Raw genomic sequence first — 18,823 nt, 5'->3', positions numbered from 1 at the left:
GACCCGGCCGCATGGCTGCGCGAAGGGCCCATGATCCTGATCGTCGACGACACGCCGGAGAACCTCGCCTTCCTTTCCGACACGCTGCAGGCGCACGGCTACGTGGTGATCGTCGCGCTGTCCGGCGAGGACGCGCTCAAACGCCTCGCGCGCGTGACGCCCGACGTGGTGTTGCTCGACGCCATGATGCCCGACATGGACGGCTTCGAAACATGCGTGCGGATCAAGCAGGATGGACGCCACGAGCATCTGCCCGTCATCTTCATGACTGCGTTGACGGAAAGCGAGCACGTCGTACGCGGCTTTCGCGTGGGCGGCATCGATTACGTGACCAAGCCGGTGCAGCCCGAGGAATTGTGCGCGCGCATCGGTGCTCACGTGCGGCGTTCACGCGCGCAGTTGTACGCGGAGGCCGCCCTGTCGCTCGACACGCGCGCCGCGCTGATCGTCGGCGCGGACGGCACGATTCGGTGGCAGAGCCCGCAGGCTGCACGTCATATCGCTGCATACACGAGCGCGCATGACGCCCCCGCCGATGCCCGCCCAACCACGAACGCACGCGATACCGATACGCCGACGCAGCTGCCCGCGCTACTGCGCACCTGGTTCGTCGACTGGCTCGCGCGCGGCGCCCCGGGAGACGCCGTGCACGAATTCAGCTCGGGCCAGATCCGCCGCTCGGCCAGCGCGACGCGCGGCCCGGAACCGGGCGAATGGATCGTGATCCTCAAGGAAAGAGACGACACCGTGCATTGCAATGCACTCGCCGAACGCTTCGGCTTGACCATGCGGGAGGCCGAAGTGCTGCTTTGGGTGTCGCACGGCAAGACGAACCGCGATATCGGCGACATCCTGGGCATCGCCGCGCGCACGGTGAACAAGCATCTCGAACACCTGTTCCGCAAGCTCCATGTCGAGACCCGTGCGGGAGCGGCCGCCGCTGCGATCAAGATGCTCGAGCGCACGTGACAGGACCGGATCGCCGGATCATCGACTCCCCGCCCCCTTATCAGGCCGCTCGCCGGGGCATAATTTCGTAAACTTGATCTTTTGCTCTTATTCTGGATAATTGTTCATGTCTCGAGCGACATGCTTCCTGTAGCGCGCGCCACGAGGCCATAGCCCGCCAGCCCCTCTCGGCTGGCATCCCCTGTTTCGGCGCCTGACCTGTTGGTCCGCCGAAATACCGTCACGATTCCACCCGGCAACAGCGGAATCGTTCGCCTGCAACGCAGGCCGTGAAGCGCCAGAGGAGACACTGGCGCCTTGCTCCAAAGTGCGGCTCCAGATCGTGCTCAACCAGAGGAATCGTCGCGCCTTCGACCCAAACCGGTTTGGATGGGCCGTGAGCGATTTCCCTACTCGGTGACCGACATGACGAAGCAATCACCCCACGTACAAACCGGAAGTCCCTCCTGTCGGCGCGGTCCACGTGCCCGACGCGGCGGCACGCCGCCCGGCCACAGCCACGCGCTCGGCTGAGCGCCCGTCCGCGACTTCCCGCTCCGCGACTTCAGCGACGCGTTGCCGCACGTGCGGCGGCGCCTGTTACCGGAGTGGGCACATGCCGTCACGTTACGCGTTCGTTCGCCCCGGGCGACGAGCCGCACCACAAGGAAAACCGTCATGGCTTCTGATTCCGTCCTTCCCGACACACCCGCGGCCCGCCCCCGGCCCACCCCGTCCGCCTACATGCGCACCGTCGCATCGATCGCGGCGATCGCCGGCGGGCTCTATGGGTACGACACCGGCATCATTTCGGGCGCCCTGCCCCTCATCGCGCGAGACTTCGGCCTCGACTACCGCGCGCAGGAGCTCGTCGCCGCGGCGATCCTGCTCGGCGCGGTGATCGGTGCGCTGGCCGGCACCCGCATGTCGGCCGCATTCGGACGCCGCAAGACCATTACGATCGTCTCGGCGATCTATGCGGCCGGCGTGCTGGCTGCCGCCCTGTCGCCCGACGCGTGGTCCCTTGCCGCTTCCCGGCTCGTGCTCGGATTCGCGGTCGGCGGCTCGACGCAGATCGTGCCGACCTACATCGCGGAACTCGCGGAGCCGGACAAGCGCGGCCGCCTGGTGACCTACTTCAACGTCTCGATCGGCATCGGCATCCTGCTCGCGGCCTTGATCGGCGTCGCGGGTAACGACCTGTTTTCCTGGCGCGCGATGATCGGTATCGCGGTCATCCCGTCGGTCATCCTGATGGTGGGCATGACCCGACTGCCGCGCAGCCCGCGCTGGCTCGTCGAGCAGGATCGCATCGCCGATGCGCATGGCGAGTTGTCGAAGGTGCGGGAATCCCAAGTGGCCGTCCGACACGAGATTGCAGACATTCGGGACGTGGTCGAGCGGCAGCAGGACGGCGCGACATCGGGCTGGCGCACGATGCGCGAGCCCTGGGTACGCCCCGCCCTCATTGCCGGCCTCGGCGTCGCCGCGTTCACCCAGCTCAGCGGCATCGAGATGATGATCTATTACACGCCGACGTTCCTTCGCGACGCGGGGTTCGGCGCGTCGGCATCGCTCTGGGCCGCACTCGGCGTCGCCGTCACCTATCTCGTGATGACCTTCATCGGCAAGCTGATCGTCGACCATGTCGGCCGCCGCACGCTCAGCCTCGCGACGCTGCCCGTCGCGGCAGCCAGCCTCGTCCTGCTTGGCTGCCTGCTGCGGGGCGACTTCGTTTTGCCCATGCAGCAACTGTGGATCGTCATCTGCCTGATCGCGTTCATGGTGTTCAACGCCGGCGGTATCCAGGTCATCGGCTGGCTGACGGGCGCGGAAATCTACCCCGTCGCGATTCGCAACCAGGCCACCGGCGCGCACGCCGCCATGCTATGGGGCTCGAACCTCCTGCTGACCGGCACTGCGCTGACCGTGACCAAATGGCTCGGTGTCGGCGGTGCGATGTGGGCGTACGCGTGTCTCAACGCACTCGCATGGGTGTTTATCTATTCGATGGTGCCGGAAACGCGCGGTCGCAGCCTCGAGGACATCGAACGCGCATTGAAGCGCGGAACGTTCGGGCCGCGCCATTCATGATCGGACACGGTCAAGCCAGTCACGTCCATCCCGCCTTCTCATCACGGAAACCGACATGAACGAACTCACTGCCACGCGTCGACTTTCGGATCATGCGCTGATCAGCGATTGCGACGGCGTGCTCGTCGATAGCGAGGCCATCGCCGAACGCATCGTCGTGACTCGCCTCGAGCACCTCTGGGGGCTCGCCGGCCTTCGCGACGTCGTACGTCCCCTGCTCGGCATGCGAGCCGAGCAATTGCTGCGCACGGTCGCAACCATCGTCGACCGGCCGCTCGACGACGACATGGTCGAGGCGATTCGCATGGACATCCACGCAAACGCGGTAAATGCGCCGGCCATCGACGGCGTGCGCGACGCGTTCGCCGCCATCCCGCTCGTCAAGGCGTGCGCCAGCAACAGCGATCTTGCCTACGTGCGCAGCGTGATCGACCGGATCGGCCTGGCCGACCTGTTCGGCGAACGCTTGTTCACGGCCGACCAGGTGCCCTCGCCGAAGCCCGCGCCCGACGTCTATCTGGCCGCCGCCCGTCGCATGCATGTCGCGCCCGAACGGTGCATCGTCGTCGAGGACAGCGCGACGGGTACGGCCGCCGCGATGGCCGCCGGCATGACCGTACTCGGCTTCGTGGGCGCCGCGCACGCGGCACGAACGCAGACGGACAAGCTGCACGCCGCAGGCGCGTCCGTCGTGTTCGACGACATGGCCGCGCTGCCGTCGCTCGTCGAGCGCTGGCTGCGGCACATGCAGGACACGACGCCCGCTTGGCGCGTACGCGCCTGACCTTCCCCGAACGAGAAATACCTCGCGATCATGAACGACAACGCATCCCCTCCGGCGCGCGAAGACGACACGCGCCATCCGCTCGCCAATGCAACCCTCGGACGCGCGGCACCGCACGTCGCCGTTCCTGCCTACGACCGCCATCGCCTGACGGCAGGCATCGCGCATATCGGCGTCGGCAACTTCCATCGCGCCCATCAGGCGCGCTACATCGATCATGTGCTGCATCTGCCCGGTCACGAAAAATGGGCAATATGCGGAATCGGACTGGGTAGCGGCCCGGCCTCGGTCGCCAAGGCCGACGCGCTTCGCGCGCAGGATTGCCTCTATACGCTGACGGAGTTCTCGAGCGACGGCACGACGGCCGTGCGCGTCATCGGTGCAATGATCGAGTATCTGCACGCACCGTCCGACCCGGAAGCGGTACTGACCCGGCTTGCCGATCCGGCGATCCGGATCGTATCGCTGACCATCACGGAAGGCGGTTACAACCTCGACGAGACGACCGGCGCATTCCGGTTCGATACGCCCGACGTCGCACACGATCTTCTGGGCGGACCGCCCCGTACCGCGTTCGGGTTCATCGTCGAAGCGCTCAGACGGCGTCGAGCCGACAACGTACTGCCCTTCACCGTGATGTCCTGCGACAATCTGCGCGGTAACGGCGATACCGCGCGACGCGCGGTGCTCGATTTCGCACGGGCGACCGACGTCGATCTCGCCGCCTGGATCGAGCGTTACGTCGCGTTCCCGAACAGCATGGTCGACCGGATCGCGCCGCAGGTGACGGACGCAATCCGCCTGCGCGCCAACCGGTTGTCAGGCTTCGACGACACGGCGCCCGTCGTTGCCGAAACGTTCTCGCAATGGGTGGTCGAGGACAGCTTCAGCGCCGGACGTCCGGCATTCGACGCAGCGGGCGTCGAATTGCGCGACGACGTCCATGCGTACGAGGCCATGAAGGGGCGCATGCTGAACGCTTCCCACATGTTGCTCGCTTACCCGGCGATTCTGCTCGGACATCGCTTCGTCCACGACGCCATGGCCGATCCCGATCTCGCGGCGCTGCTCGACACCTTCCTTATCCGGGACGTCGGCTCGATCCTCACGCTACCGCACGGCGTGTCCGCACGCGCCTATGCCCGCGATACGCTGGCGCGCTTTCGCAACGCCGCACTGGGCGATCAGTTGCTGCGCGTCGCGCACGACGGCGCGTCGAAGATTCCGGTGTTTCATGAAAAGACCATCGGGACGTTGATCGCGCGTCACGGCGACATGCGCCGCGAAGCCCTGCTGCTGGCCTGCTTCCAGCATTACCTGAAGGGTGTCGACGATCTCGGCAATGCATTCGCCGTCAGTGAGCCGCAATTCGAGGCAGCGGATCTCGAGCGCGTGCGAAGCGGCGCGCCGCTCGCGATCCTCGATTCAAAGCCGTTCGCCCCGCTCGGGCTCGCTTCCAACCCGTGGTTCGTCGAGCTATTCCGCACGATGCAGGCAGCCGTGGCGACACGCAGGACGCGCGACGCCATCCGGCTGGCGCTCGATGCTTCAGATACCTGAACAACGTATCGCTTCCCGAACATCGGAGGCGAGAACGCTGCCATCGGCGCGATGCGACCGTTCCTCGCCCGTATTTTTTCCGAACAGCGCGTCCTCGAATGCGCGGTTGAGTTCGGTCAACTTCGCGTCGAGCCGCGCCAGTTCCCGATGGGCCGGTAACGGAGGATCGCCGGCTACCGCAAGCGTTACGTGCCCGACGTTCGCAGCCGCATCGAGTCGCATCGCGCGGCTGCGATCCAGATCGCTCATCAACGCATCGATTCGCGTGACGACGGCCGCGCGCGCAGGCCGCTCGAATCCGACATCCGGGCCACCGGCTTCGACCGGCAGGCGTGTCGCCACGATTCGGCCATACAGCCAGCAGAGCAGCAGCGTGTCCGACAACCGTCGGGCATCGCCCGACGCACCGAGCATGCGCCACGCGGCCAACGGCCGGATCGCCATGCGCACGTCGTGAAAGCGGCGATCGGCCGCGCGCATCTGCGCCGCCCCAGGCCGCGCGCCGTCGTCGCGGTCGTGCACGAGTTCGCGCAGCGCCGTCAACAGCCCGTGCGAGCGCGTCGCAATGTGGCGCGACGCCGCCAGCGGCATCACCAGCATGGCCGCCGCGAGCGACACCGCGCAGCCGATCAACACCTCGCCGATCCGCAGTTCAGCGAGCGCGCCGATCTCGAACCCCAGTTGCGCATAGACGAGGCCGATCAGCACCGTGAGAAAGAACACGCCGCGCCCATAGGCGTGCAGGATGTGGTACGCCCACGCAAACACGCACACGCCCATGACGATGACCACGACTGCATTCGCATGATGAGCCGCGCCGACGACGAGTATGCTCGCGAGCGCGCCGGCGAGCGTCCCGGCGACGCGTTGCGCGCCGCGATAGATCGTGTCCGCGCACGAGTACGTGCCGAAGAACACGACGAACGTGCTGAGCACCGCCCACATCCACCGCTCCGACGACAGCGTCTCGCCGATCAACATCGCGGCGCACGCAGCCGCCGCGGCGCGGATCGCCGGCAACCATGCAAGCGTGCGCCAGCCGGCGGTCCACGGCACCGCGCGCGCGGCCCGCGGCATCGCGGGCGGCGGTGCGGCGGCGATGCGCGCCGCCAGGCCGTCGGCGACGCTCTCGAAGCGGGCAATCGCGGCACGTAAGCCTGCGGCGGCGGCATCGGTTCGATCGCGGTTCAGCACGCGTCGAGCCGACGCGATCTCCAATGCGACGAGCGCGGTGTGCAACGCATGCGCGTCGCCTTCATCAAGTGTCGACGTGTGATGCTCGAGCGCGATGGCGGCTTCGTTCAGCGCCAGTAAGTGGGCCATCGCATCCAGTGCGCCGGCATCCGACACGTCGCTTCGTGCGATGCACGCCGCTTGCAGCGATACCGAGCGCGCGATGAGCCGTGGCGTGGGCGCCGCGTGCACCGGCAACAGCACGCGGCAGACGAGCACGACGCCTGCCGGGCCGGCGATCGACATCGCCAGCATGTGGCCGGCCTGTAGCGCGGCCGGATGCAGATAAAGACCGAGGTAGTACATGGCGATCGCCAGGAACGCACATCCGATCGTGCGCGGCCCGCGGGTTTGGCACAGCATCGAACAGAACAGGACGATCACGAACCCCGCCTTGCCGATGGCCGGCCACGCACTCACGCAGGCGGCCGCGGCAAAGCTTGCGCATGCGACGCCGTACTGCCACGCAAGCGACTCATACCAGTCCAGCCGGTGAGCGTCGCGCAGGAAGAGCGGCGCGATCATCGAGAACAGGATGCCCACCGCGCCGGTGGTGATCGCCAAACCGAGATGGAGCGCCGATGCAATGCCGAGCGCGCCGGCCAGCACGCTCGCCAGCGCGGCGCGCGCACCGCCCAGCAGACGATGAAGACCAGGGTCGACAATGAACAGGCGGTCAATGGTCCGCGACAACGAAACAGCTGACATGATCGATGAATTCCAGGAGACAGCGCGGCGGCTTCCGGCCGGCATGCCGGCCACGGCTTTCATGACGGCCGTCGCGCGTCGCGAGGGCCGCCGTGCCGAACTCAAAACACGCGGTCTACCCAGCCGTGGCGATCGGCTTCGCGCCCGTTCTGGATATCGAGCAGCGCCGCCTTCAGGCGCTGCGTGACCGGCCCCGCGCCACCGTCGCCGATCGTGAAGTCGTACGCCCGGCCCTTGACCCGGCCGATCGCCGTCACGACCGCCGCCGTGCCGCACGCGAACGCCTCGACCAGTCGACCGCTGCGCGCATCCGCCTGCCATTGCTCGATCGTGTAGCCCTCTTCCCGCACCGTGTAATTCAGCTCCCGGGCCAGCGTGATCAACGACGCGCGCGTGATGCCCGGCAGAATCGTCCCGTTCAGCGGCGGCGTCTGGATCGACCCGTCGTCGAACACGAAGAACACGTTCATCCCGCCCAGTTCCTCGATCCAGCGGCGTTCGACCGCATCGAGAAACACCACCTGCTCGCAGCCTTCGCGGATCGCCTCCGCCTGTGCCGCCAGGCTCGCCGCGTAGTTGCCGCCGCATTTCGCGTCGCCCGTGCCGCCCGGCGCCGCCCGCGTGTAGTGCTCCGACACCCACAGCGTGACCCCTGCCGCGCCGCTCTTGAAGTACGCGCCGACCGGCGTCGCGATCACGCAGTACAGGTACTCCGGCGACGGCTTCACGCCGAGCACCGCCTCCGTCGCGATCATGAACGGACGCAAATAGAGCGCCGCGCCGTCGAACGCCGGAATCCAGTCGCGATCGGCCCGGACCAGCGCACGGACCGATTCGACGAACATCGTCTCCGGCAACGGCGCCATCGACAGCCGCTCGGCGGAATGACGAAAGCGCCGCGCATTCGCGTCGGGACGGAACAACGCCGCACCGCCGCCCGGCAACCGGTAGGCTTTCAAGCCCTCGAAAATTTCCTGCGCGTAGTGCAGCACGAGCGTCGCCGGATCGAATCGGAACGCTTCGCGCGGCCCGATTTTCGCGTCATGCCACCCTTGTTCCGCCGAGTACCGGATCGTCACCATGTGATCCGTGAAGACACGGCCGAAACCGGGATCGTCGAGCAGCGCGGCGCGCTCGGCCGCCGGGACGGGATGGGGATGTTGTTCGAATTCGAAGTGCTGGACGGAACCGGTGCTCATTGTTGCCCCTTGATCGGCAGCGGGACCGCCCCGGCTGCTACGGGCCAAAATTTATCGTAGAAAAAATAATTTCAGGTTGCGTGTTCGACCTAAGATGGAAGCGTTTTGGCAATTCAATGCTTCAAAAACCGAACATTCCGGCACCGCGTGCCTCAACCAAACTTGTCGGATCAATGACCGCGATCGAACTGGACGAAATGGACCGTCGCATTCTGAGAGCGCTCCAGGAAGATGGGCGCATCCAGAACGTGGAGCTGGCGCAGAAAGTGGGCTTGTCGCCGTCACCGTGCCTGCGTCGGGTCAGGCAGTTGGAACAGGCCGGGGTCATCGAGCGCTACGCGGCGCTGCTCGACGCCTCGAAGATCGGCGCGGGGTTGACCGTGTTCGTCCGTATCTGGCTGACGAGCCAGGACGCGAAAACCGTCGACCGTTTCACCGAGGCGGTTCAACGGCTGCCACAGGTGCTCGAGTGCCACTTGATGGCGGGCGATTGCGATTGCCTGCTGCGTGTCGTGACCGCCGATATCGACGCCTATCGAAAACTCCAGATCGACCACTTGACCCGGATCGAAGGCGTGCAGAGCGTGAAGACCGAGATTCCGATGCAGAAGATCAAGCAGACTTCCGTGCTGCCGCTTTGAGCGTGCACGGCGCTGCGGGACGCAGATAGCGGGGTATCGCCGACGACGGCGGGTCGGTAACCCGCCGCAGCGAGATCGATCGGTTCCTGTCGAACCGGAACTCGTGTCGGCGATCAAGTGGCATGTATCGGATCATCACGCGCGACCGGATGAATGCGCGTATCCGTTCGCGGAGCCATGCCGCTTCCGCGAACGGCATTCGCGTCAGAAATGATGCAGCAGCGCGATGCGCGCGACATATTGATTCGGGCCCGACGAGATATCGGCGGCGCCTGGAATGTACGCGTAGTCGAAGTCAGTGCCCGTGTGTGCGCTCATTGCATGCTGATAGACGCCCTCCACGAATACCGACGTGCGTTTCGACAAGTCGTAGTTCAACTTCGTGCTCAGTTGATGCCACTTCGGATTGAACGCGCCGACCGTCGACGCGACGCGGGTCTGGGTGTACGTATATGCCGCGCCGACGTAGAACGCGGTCGTGAAGTGATAGAGGCCGTTTACCTCGAAGTTGTCGAACTTCCACGATTTCCACGCGCCACCCGTCGGCTGCGTCGTACCGGTGAAATACGCATTCGAAGTCGGATCGTAGACATCGACGTGCGAATACGTGAGCCCCACCAGCGCATTCGAGAATGCGTAATTCACGCCAATGCCGATGTTCTGCTGCGACGATGCATCGAACGTGTTGTCGCCGGTGATCGCGCCGGTCGAATCGGCATTGCGTGCGTTATTGATCTTCAGATACGACGCGCCGACCGTTAGCCCGCCCTGCTGGTACTGCAGCCCGGCGCCATACAGGCGGTTGTTCGCGAAGCCGCCCGCCTGATTGCTGAATCCATACATCGCCTCCGCGGTCACGCCGTGCCATACCGGCGACACGTACTTGACCGCGTTATTCACGCGGAACGAGTAGTCGGTGTTGTCGTTGTCGTACGGATGCGAGAACAGGTAGCCGGTCCAGTTACCGTTCGCGGTGAGCGGCGAGAAGATGTCGACGCTCGGATCGTACTGGCGACCGAACGTCAGCGTGCCATATCGATCCGACGCGATGCCGACGAAGGCCTGGCGGCCGAATTCCCGACCACCCTGGTTCATTTTGCCGGTGTTGACGTCGAACCCGCTCTCGAGCGTGAAAATCGCCTGGTAGCCCGCGCCAAGGTCTTCCGTGCCCTTGATGCCCCAGCGGCTGCCATAGTCGTAGCCGCTTTGCAGTTGCACGGTGCCGTGGCCGCGTGCGTTGCTCGTGTAGTTGATCCCGTCCTCGATCTTGCCGTACAGGGTCACGCTGCTCTGCGCATGTGCGGCTGCAGCAAGCAAGGCGGCAGGCGCGATGATCCCCCAACGCTTGTTCATGACGATTTACCCCCAAGTCTTTCGTTTGCCGGTCGTAACGCTTGCGCGCTGCGTATACGTCGCATCGAGGCTTCCCGGCGATGCGACGGGCGCAGTGTAATGAGCCGATTTTCTGCTGTTAGCCCTTCGCGGCGGGAAGGTGCTCTTCAAAATGGGGGATATTTATCAGCGCGGAAAACGGCTATTCGCCGGTTGAAACATGGGACCGGCCAGCGCGCTATGCGCCGGGATTGAATTTCAGTGGGGCACTGCGCGGTCCACGTCGGCGTGGTCGGAACGGACGTTGGGGGGCCGGGACAACGACGCTTCAGCCTTGCATCTCCTGCTCCCACCAACCGCGCGTGTTCACATCCGCAGCATCGGCGAGCGCTTCCAGCTCGGCGATTTCGTCGGCGGCAAGCGTGATGCGGCTGGCTCGAGCCAGGCCATCGACATGCTCGGGCCGGGTCACGCCGACGATCGGCGTCGTTCCCTTGGCGATGGCCCAGGCCGTCGCGACATCGGGCGCTGCTGCCCCGCGCTTTCGACCGATCGCGGCGAGTGCATCCGTCAGCGCTTTCAGCCGAGGCAGCATGCGATTGTAGGTCTGCGCCCGGTTGCTGCCTTCCGGCAAAGGATGCGCCGGACCGTACTTGCCGCTCAGCGCGCCCTGCTCGAGCACCATATAGGCGAAGAACGGGATGCCGCGATCGCGGCAATAGTCGAGGATGCCGGCGTGCTCGGAATCGCGGTAAAGCAGACTGTAGTGGTTCTGGATCGCTTCGACCCGAAACCCGGCTTCGCGGAGAATCCGGTCGGCCCGTTCGATTTCGCCCAGGTTGTGATTCGAGACGCCGACGTGCTTGATCTTCCCGCTCTCGATCAACGGAATCAGGTGCGGTGTCCACCGCGCCACATCGGCTGGATTGTGAATCCAGTAGAGGTCGACGTAATCCGTACCGAGGCGCGCCAGACTCTGCGCCAGCATGTCCGCCACCGGATCGGCGCCGGTTCCCGCGGCCTGCGGGGTGAACTTCGTGGAAAGCCGGTAGTCGCTGCGCGCGAAGCGCTTCAGCACGTCGCCGAGTACGGTTTCTGAACGGCCCATGCCGTACACCATGGCGGTGTCCCACAGGCTGAATCCGGCCGCATGGGCCTTGTCGGCGACCGCTTCCAGGCCAGCCCGCGTGAGGCTGCTGCCGAAGTAGCCATTGCCCGCCTCGCCGCTGTCGCCCCAGGCCCACGTGCCCAGTGCAATCGTGGGGGTTTTCGGATTGTCGGTTGTCATGTGCGCTCCCTATTCGTTTCGCGACCGGGTTTGCCGTGCGTCGGCTGCCGCTCACACTGTGATGCGGGGCGCCGCCGAACCGTTAGCCTGATATCCCGAAATAGCTGCACGATCCTCCAGAAACAGGTTCGCATTGCCGCCCTTCCGCGCGGCATGCGATAGTCGGATGCATGGAAACCTTGACTGAAATCGCTTCCGTGATTGCCCGGCACGTATCGATGGACGGCTTCCAGGCCACCCCGATCGAGCGGATGACGCTCGTTCGATCCTCCACGGTGACGATGCCGATGCCGAATGTTTACCGGCCGCAACTCTGTCTCGTCGCACAAGGACACAAGGAGGTCACGCTGGGCGACCGTGTCTTGAAATATGCGCCTGGGCGCTACGGAGTCATGACCTACGATCTGCCGGCAACCGGCCGCGTGGTCGATGCGACGCCCGACAAACCCTACCTGTGCCTGTACCTCGATTTCGATCCGGTCATGCTGGCGGATCTGGCGCTGCGCGTGCCGCCATTACCGGAAGCGCCATCCCCGCCCGTCGGCAAGACAGTGTCCGACGCCGGCGCCGCTCTGCTCGATGCGGCGCTGCGCCTGCTGCGTCTGCTCGACAATCCGGCAGCGCTGCCCGTGCTCGGGCCGCTTGCCGAACAGGAAATCCTCTATCACCTGCTCGCCGGTCCCGACGGCGCCAGGATGCGCCACATTACCGCCAGCCAGGGCCGGGTGGCTCAGGTCGGTCGCGCCATCGCATGGCTCGGCAAGCATTTCCGGGAACGGTTCAGCATCGATCAGCTTGCCGCGGAAGCGGGCATGAGTCCGTCGAGCCTGCACGAGCATTTTCGCGCGGTGACGGCGATGACGCCGCTGCAGTTTCAGAAGCAACTCAGGCTGCAGCAAGCGCGCAGCCTGATGCTGGTCCACGACATCGACGTCACGACCGCCGCCATCCGCGTGGGTTACGAGAGCCCGTCGCAATTCAGTCGCGAATATCGCCGCCACTTTGGAGAATCGCCGGCACGCGACATCACTCGCTTGCGCGCATCGGCGGATTCGGCAAGGATCACTTGAGCCGGCCACCCGGCCGACTTCGCTGCGTGCCGGGCACCGGGCAGAATGGGAATGGCGCGCCGCAAGACAGGCCGATCGCACCGGCGAATTCATGTGCCGCATGCACGAATTGACAGCCCCCCATCGGCACGCCGAAACTGAGCATCCCTTTCCCTCGCTGTGGTCATCGGCATGAATTTCGAGATATCGGACTTGCGGGCCTTCGTGGCGACGGCCGACCTCGGCAGCTTTCGCGCGGCGGCCGACACACTGCATCTGTCGGCGTCGGCGCTGTCGCGCCGGATAGAAAAACTCGAAGAGGTGCTGGGCGTCAGACTGTTCGAGCGAACCACGCGGAAGATGGACCTGACGATCGTCGGTCGCGGGTTTCTCGAGCGCGCTCACCGCATCCTCAACGAGGTCGACAACTCGATGCTCGAGTTCGACGATCTTGCCCGCAAGATGACCGGCGAACTCACGGTCGCGTGCGTGCCGTCGGCGGTGCGCTACTTCCTGCCGGAAACCATCGCGACCTATCATCAGCGCTACCCGGGCATTCGCCTGCGTCTCATCGACGAGCCGTCGTCGATGGTTTTTCTCGCCGTCGCGCGCGGGGAAGCCGATTTTGGCCTGACTTACGTCGGTACGGAAGAGCCGGACATCGAATTCACGCCGCTGCTCGACGACCCTTTCGTTCTCGCTTGCCCGCGCAGTCATCCGCTTGCTAAACGCAAATCCGTCGCGTGGGCGGAGCTCGCCAGCCTCGAGTATTTGGCCATTGCGCAAGGCAGCGGCAATCGCGCGGTCATAGACGAAGCGCTGGCAGGCGCGGCCGACCGGCCCAAATGGTTCTGCGAGGTACGCCATGTGCCCGCGCTCGTGAGTCTGATCGAAGCGGGCCTGGGTGTCGGTGTCGTGCCTCGGCTCGCGATGCCCCGCGGCCCGCACAAGGTACTTGCCAGCGTCGCGCTCGTCGATCCGCCGATCCGGCGAACGCTGGGTGTCATCCAGCGGCGCGGCCGCGGATTGTCCTCCGCGGGCCGCTTCTTCCTTCAGTTGTTGACGGAGATGCGTGCACCCGGTGTGCCGCCCGCAAGCGCGGCCGCGTAGGCGAAGCGCCGGCCCTCGGCCTCGGGCGGCACGGCAAAGCCTTCGCGGGCGTCCGGCGGCTGGGTTCGATTCGTGCGCACGACGCACCAATCGAACGAAAATATGCGTTTGTTGCGTGAACCGCTCCTGCTCGATCATGTGCGAAACGCAAGCGTCGTGCTACTCGCAGCCGCTTGAACCGCACGGTTTTCAAATCGAAGGAGACAACGCGTTCCATGACACATCCCACTCCCACCCACGGCATCGTCAGCAAGGCACATCTGACCGAGCTGACCATCGAGGCACTCTGCGCGCTCGGCCTGACGCGCGCCGATGCGACCGACACCGCCACGATCCTCGTGCTTGCCGATCTGTTCGGCCTGCGTACGCACGGCACGAGCCGTATCGAATCGTACGGCTCGCGCCTGCGCATCGGCGGCATCAATCCCGCACCTTCGATGACCACCGAGCAGGTGGCACCGGCCCTTCACCGCCTCGACGGCGACAACGGCATCGGCCCGCTCGTCGGCCACCGCGCACTCGATCTGGCGATGACGGCCGCACGCGAACATGGCATTGCCTGTGTATTCGTGCGCGGCAGCAATCACTTCGGCCCCGTCTCACCCTATTCGTACCTCGCCGCGATGCAGGGCTTCGCCAGCATCATCGGCAGTAACGCGACGACGACGATTGCGCCGTGGGGCGGCACCGACGCCCGCCTGGGCAACAGTCCCGTCGGCTTTGGCGTCCCGAACCCGAATGGCCGTCCGTTCATGCTCGACATGGCGATCAGCGTCGCGGCACGGGCGAAGATCCGCAACGCGCTCAAGCGCGGCGAACCGATTCCCGGCGACTGGGCCACCGACGCGCAAGGCAAACCGACCACCGATCCGAAAGCCGCGCTCGACGGCTTTCTGCTGCCGATCGGCGGCCACAAGGGCTATGGTCTCGCACTGGTGGTCGACCTGTTCGCGGGACTGCTTTCCGGAGCGGCGTATCTCACGCACGTCAAGTCGTGGGAGGACGACCCTGAACAACCGCAGAATCTCGGCCACTTCTTCATCCTCATCGATACGACCCGGCTCGGCAGCACCGGGTGGCTCGCCACGCACATGGCCGATTACACGGCGATCCTGCACGGCTCCAAACCGGCCGATCCGGAGACGCCCGTGATCGTGCCCGGCGAGATCGAGCTCGGTCGCCTCGAACGCCAGATGGCGGAAGGCATCGATATCGGCGCGGCACAGCTCGCGATGCTGGAAGCGACCGCCCGTCCGCGGCGCTGAACGCCGCGTTCGCGAGCGTGGCGCGCCACGCTCGCGCCGTTCCGAATGCACGGCGCGGCAGCGAAACGACAAGCGACGGACCGGGCAGCGCGTTCGAGCGCACGGCCGTCAAGCACATAACAAGCTCCAGGGAGCGACAGGTGACAAACATTCGATGGCGCATCGTCCTGCTGCTGTTCGTCGCAGGCTTCATCAATTATCTCGACCGTGCGGCGCTGTCCGTCGCCGCCCCCGCCGTCATGCGGGAACTGCATATGTCGCCGAGCAGCCTCGGGCTGTTGTTCTCGACGTTCTTCATCGGCTACGCGGCATTCAATTTCGTCGGCGGATGGGCAGCGGATCGCTGGGGCGGCAAGCGCGTCTTCTCCGGGGCAGTCCTGACGTGGTCGTTGCTATGCGGCGCGACCGGTCTTGCCGGCGGCTTCGGCTCGCTGCTGGCGGTCCGCACCCTGTTCGGCATGGCCGAAGGCCCGCTCGCGACGACGATCAACAAGATCGTGAACAACTGGTTTCCGCACAAGGAATCGGCGACCGCATTCGGCTTCGCGAATTGCGGCCTGCCGCTGGGCGGCGCGGTCGCGGGGCCGGTAGTCGGCCTGCTGACGGCCGCTTACGGCTGGCGCGTCGCATTCGCCGGCATCGCGTGTTTCGGCTTGCTCTGGCTGGTGTTCTGGGTGTTCATGGCGACCGACAAGCCGCACCAGCATCCACGCGTCTCCGATGCGGAACGTCGGCTGATCGAATCCGACCGAAGCGTCCCCGAAAGCCCTGCGGACCTGCGGCCCCTCGGCTTCTACCTGAAGCAGCCCGCCATTCTCGCAGCGATGATTTCGTACTTCGGTTACAGCTACATCCTGTTTTTCTTCCTCACCTGGTTCCCGACCTTTCTGATGATGGACCGTCACCTGAGCCTGAAAAGCATGAGTCTCGCGACGGTGCTGCCCTGGCTGCTGGGGTTCATCGGCTACGGACTGAGCGGCGTGCTGTCCGATCTGATCTTTCGCCGCACGGGCAACGCACTGCTTGCGCGCAAGCGGGTATTGATCGCCTGTCTCGGCACGGCAGGCGTGTGCGTCACGCTGGCCGGCGCCGTGACCACGACGCTCGGTGCGCTGCTGTTGATGGCCGTTGCGGTGTTTGCCCTTTATCTGAGCGGCAGCGCCTATTGGGCGCTGATTCAGGACACGATCCCCGGCCCGAAACTCGGCAGTGTCGGCGGCTGCGTACACGCGATCGCCAACTGCGCGGGCATCGTCGGCCCGGCTGCCACCGGCTTTCTCGTGCAGGAAAGCCATACGTTCTTCAGCGCGTTCTTTCTCGCGGGCGGTATTGCACTCGCCAGCGTGCTGGCCGTCGCGATACTGCTGAGGCCCCGAGCGCTCGCGCAACGGGAGTCGAGCGATGCACGGGTCTGCGGCTGAAGGCCCGTGTCCCCATACGATTTTTGTTCTTCACGCTCTCAACATGAAACCCGATCCATCCGTCATTCGCGCATTCACACCGGCCGGCAAGCTGCGGGCATCGATCAATCTCGGGAATCCCATTCTCGCGGGCAAGGACATATCGGGCGCACCAACCGGTGTTTCGGTCGATCTGGCGCGCGCCTTTGCCGCCACGCTCGGCGTGGAACTTGAACTGGTGGTGTTCGATACGGCGGGCAAGTCCGTTCAGGCGGTCAGCGACGAGCGGGCAGACGTCGGCTTCTTCGCGATCGATCCACGACGAGGCGAAACCATCGCGTTTACCGATCCGTACGTCTTGATCGAAGGCTATTACATGGTGCGAGACGGATCATCGATTCTCGCTAACGACGATGTCGACCAGCCGTCGATCCGCGTCGCGGTTGGCGAGGGAAGCGCTTACGATTTGTTCCTGACGCGCGAGTTGAAGCATGCGCGGATCGTGCGGGCACCGACGTCTCCGACCGTCGTCCGGACGTTCCTCGACGAGGGTCTGGAAGTCGCCGCCGGCGTCAAGCAACAGCTCGAGGCAGACGCACGTCAAGCGCCTGGCCTGCGTTTGCTCGACGAGCGATTCATGGTGATCCGTCAGGCGATGGGTTTGCCGAAAAGCCGCGGTGCGGCGGCAGCCGACACGTTGCGGGCCTTCGTCGAGGAAGCGAAGGCATCCGGGTTCGTGGCCGAGGCACTCGCGCGGCACAAGATTACCGGCGCGTCGGTCGCGCCCGCTGCGTAGGCCGATGCGGCCCATGCGTCGTCGGCTTGGGCGTCAGTGGCGTCAGTCCGAAACGCGCGCGGTCGATCGCGTCCGGGTCGCGCCGACGGCAACGATCGCGCCACCCAGTATCGCCATGCCGATCGACGTCAGCGTCACGACGAGCGCCACGCGCCCGCGGCCGGAGAAGAGCCCGACGAGCAGCCCGGCAAGCGGCTGCGTCGCGTTGTTCAGCAGGACGATGACGCCCGTCGTCTTGCCGTAGACCCGAGGGGGAATGATCGCCTGCCGCGCGCTGCGGATGTACACGTTGAACATCTTGTCGAAACCGACGACCATCAGGAAACCGGCAACATACATCGCGATCGAACCCGACAGGCCCATCACGAGGCCGCCGGCCGCGATCGCGACGAATGCGACGATGCCGAGCCGCGCGCGCGATACTTCGCTACGCGCGACGAACAACAGGATCGCGACCGTCGCGACGGCACCCGCGACCTGCAGCCCCGCATAGAAACCGCCCGGCTGCCGAAACGTACCGGTGACCATGGCAGCCGACGTCGCCAGTGTTGTCCCGATCACGAGGTTTTCCGCCGCCGCGAGCAGGACCAGCCGCGAGAGCCCCGGCAGCGTGAGGACATGCGTCAGCGCCACGCCGAACGGCGCATACCATGGCCCCACCGCGTGCTCGGGACGCGTAATGCGCGCCGTGCTGGTGCGCTGCCATACGAACGCCAACAGATCCGCCGCGACGAACAGTAGCGCCGCGCAAGCGACGCCCCACTCCCAGGTGCGCGACCCCAGCAGCGCCGCGGCGACGATCGGTCCGAGCACGACGCCCGACTGATCGGCGAGCTGCGTATGGGCCAGCACTTTCTCGAAGCGCTGCAGCGGAAAGATCTGCGGCAGCAGCACTTCTCGAGCGACGAGACCCTGGCTCGTAAGTACGCCGCATACGGCGGACAGCGCGATCAGCCAGCCGATTCCGCTCCAGGCGACATAGCCGACGATGCCGATCAGGCAAGCGACAGCCCGGCTGGCCTGGCTCATTCGCAGCACGCGAATCGGCGACACGCGGTCGCTCAGTGCACCGCAGATCGGGAAGGCAATGAATCGCGGGAGCGTTTCGATGAAAAAAGCGAGCCCGGACCACGTCGCTTTCTGGGTGACCTGAAAGACGACGAGCGGTACCAGGAAGAGCAGCATCTGGTCTGCAAGACGCGCCAGAAAGAGAGAACCCAGAAAGGCCGGCTGATCGACGCGCATCACGCGTATGCCCCTGCAAGATTGGTCGGAGCGCGTCCCGACTACGGCCGCTTCACTGAATGCTCAGGACACGAATCGAACGCGCCGTCGAGCGTATGGCGTTCGGTGCCATGTAGCGGTGGGTTGAAGACGCTGACAAGCACGACATCCTCGCCTTCTTCCGTAGTTTTA

Annotated in this window: 15 protein-coding genes; 10 read left to right on the top strand and 5 right to left on the bottom strand. The window is 65.4% G+C overall.

All coding sequences use genetic code 11. The features are described 5' to 3' along the window. The first annotated feature begins 30 nt into the window (after window positions 1-30). From HWX07_RS04090 to HWX07_RS04075, 4 genes are all read left to right on the top strand, one after another. Window positions 31-969 carry a response regulator transcription factor gene (locus HWX07_RS04090; protein ID WP_175875479.1) on the top strand — a complete coding sequence of 313 codons (939 nt, stop codon included), beginning with the start codon at window positions 31-33 and terminating at the stop codon, window positions 967-969. 564 nt (window positions 970-1,533) lie between these two features. Further along, on the top strand, window positions 1,534-3,042 hold the full coding sequence (locus tag HWX07_RS04085; protein ID WP_244129919.1) for a sugar porter family MFS transporter: 1,509 nt from the start codon (window positions 1,534-1,536) through the stop codon (window positions 3,040-3,042). Between the two features lie 55 nt (window positions 3,043-3,097). Further along, window positions 3,098-3,826, top strand: coding sequence for an HAD-IA family hydrolase (locus HWX07_RS04080; RefSeq protein ID WP_175875273.1), 729 nt, complete (start codon window positions 3,098-3,100; stop codon window positions 3,824-3,826). Between the two features lie 30 nt (window positions 3,827-3,856). Beyond that, window positions 3,857-5,386: a mannitol dehydrogenase family protein gene (locus HWX07_RS04075; RefSeq protein ID WP_175875272.1), complete on the top strand. Its 1,530-nt coding sequence runs from the start codon at window positions 3,857-3,859 to the stop codon at window positions 5,384-5,386. On the opposite strand, the gene HWX07_RS04070 is transcribed toward HWX07_RS04075, so the two are convergent. After that, on the bottom strand, window positions 5,375-7,327 hold the full coding sequence (locus HWX07_RS04070) for an FUSC family protein (protein WP_244129918.1): 1,953 nt from the start codon (window positions 7,325-7,327) through the stop codon (window positions 5,375-5,377). The genes HWX07_RS04075 and HWX07_RS04070 overlap by 12 nt on opposite strands. Window positions 7,328-7,428: 101 nt before the next feature. Next, complete coding sequence (locus HWX07_RS04065) at window positions 7,429-8,526, bottom strand: branched-chain amino acid aminotransferase (RefSeq protein WP_175875270.1); 1,098 nt, start codon at window positions 8,524-8,526, stop codon at window positions 7,429-7,431. Window positions 8,527-8,708: 182 nt separating this feature from the next. Here HWX07_RS04065 and HWX07_RS04060 point away from each other — a divergent pair, with 182 nt between their 5' ends. Continuing rightward, a complete protein-coding gene (locus HWX07_RS04060) occupies window positions 8,709-9,167 on the top strand; it encodes an Lrp/AsnC family transcriptional regulator (protein WP_027806114.1) in 459 nt (152 codons plus the stop codon). Between the two features lie 204 nt (window positions 9,168-9,371). Here the strand turns inward: HWX07_RS04060 and HWX07_RS04055 are convergent, their stop codons facing one another. After that, the gene (locus HWX07_RS04055) at window positions 9,372-10,520 is read right to left on the bottom strand and encodes a porin (RefSeq protein WP_175875269.1); all 1,149 of its coding nucleotides are present in this window, start codon (window positions 10,518-10,520) and stop codon (window positions 9,372-9,374) included. A 307-nt stretch (window positions 10,521-10,827) separates the two neighbouring features. Beyond that, window positions 10,828-11,787, bottom strand: coding sequence for an aldo/keto reductase (locus HWX07_RS04050; RefSeq protein WP_175875268.1), 960 nt, complete (start codon window positions 11,785-11,787; stop codon window positions 10,828-10,830). 170 nt (window positions 11,788-11,957) lie between these two features. Between HWX07_RS04050 and HWX07_RS04045 the strand changes: the two genes are divergently transcribed. From HWX07_RS04045 to HWX07_RS04025, 5 genes are all read left to right on the top strand, one after another. Beyond that, a complete protein-coding gene (locus HWX07_RS04045) occupies window positions 11,958-12,857 on the top strand; it encodes an AraC family transcriptional regulator (RefSeq protein ID WP_175875267.1) in 900 nt (299 codons plus the stop codon). A 171-nt stretch (window positions 12,858-13,028) separates the two neighbouring features. Then, window positions 13,029-13,946 carry a LysR family transcriptional regulator gene (locus tag HWX07_RS04040; RefSeq protein WP_175875266.1) on the top strand — a complete coding sequence of 306 codons (918 nt, stop codon included), beginning with the start codon at window positions 13,029-13,031 and terminating at the stop codon, window positions 13,944-13,946. A 215-nt stretch (window positions 13,947-14,161) separates the two neighbouring features. Continuing rightward, the gene (locus HWX07_RS04035; protein ID WP_175875265.1) at window positions 14,162-15,211 is read left to right on the top strand and encodes an Ldh family oxidoreductase; all 1,050 of its coding nucleotides are present in this window, start codon (window positions 14,162-14,164) and stop codon (window positions 15,209-15,211) included. A gap of 140 nt (window positions 15,212-15,351) precedes the next feature. Next, a complete protein-coding gene (locus tag HWX07_RS04030; RefSeq protein WP_175875477.1) occupies window positions 15,352-16,632 on the top strand; it encodes an MFS transporter in 1,281 nt (426 codons plus the stop codon). A gap of 43 nt (window positions 16,633-16,675) precedes the next feature. Beyond that, window positions 16,676-17,407: an ABC transporter substrate-binding protein gene (locus HWX07_RS04025; RefSeq protein ID WP_175875264.1), complete on the top strand. Its 732-nt coding sequence runs from the start codon at window positions 16,676-16,678 to the stop codon at window positions 17,405-17,407. 42 nt (window positions 17,408-17,449) lie between these two features. Here HWX07_RS04025 and HWX07_RS04020 read toward each other — a convergent pair whose 3' ends face one another. Continuing rightward, window positions 17,450-18,652 carry an MFS transporter gene (locus tag HWX07_RS04020; protein ID WP_175875263.1) on the bottom strand — a complete coding sequence of 401 codons (1,203 nt, stop codon included), beginning with the start codon at window positions 18,650-18,652 and terminating at the stop codon, window positions 17,450-17,452. Window positions 18,653-18,823: the final 171 nt, after the last annotated feature.

This window comes from Burkholderia sp. BCC0097, from assembly GCF_902832985.1.
Classification (GTDB): domain Bacteria; phylum Pseudomonadota; class Gammaproteobacteria; order Burkholderiales; family Burkholderiaceae; genus Burkholderia; species Burkholderia orbicola.
The sequence above is the reverse complement of the archived record's forward strand: the minus strand, read 5'-3'. Positions and strand labels throughout refer to the sequence as shown.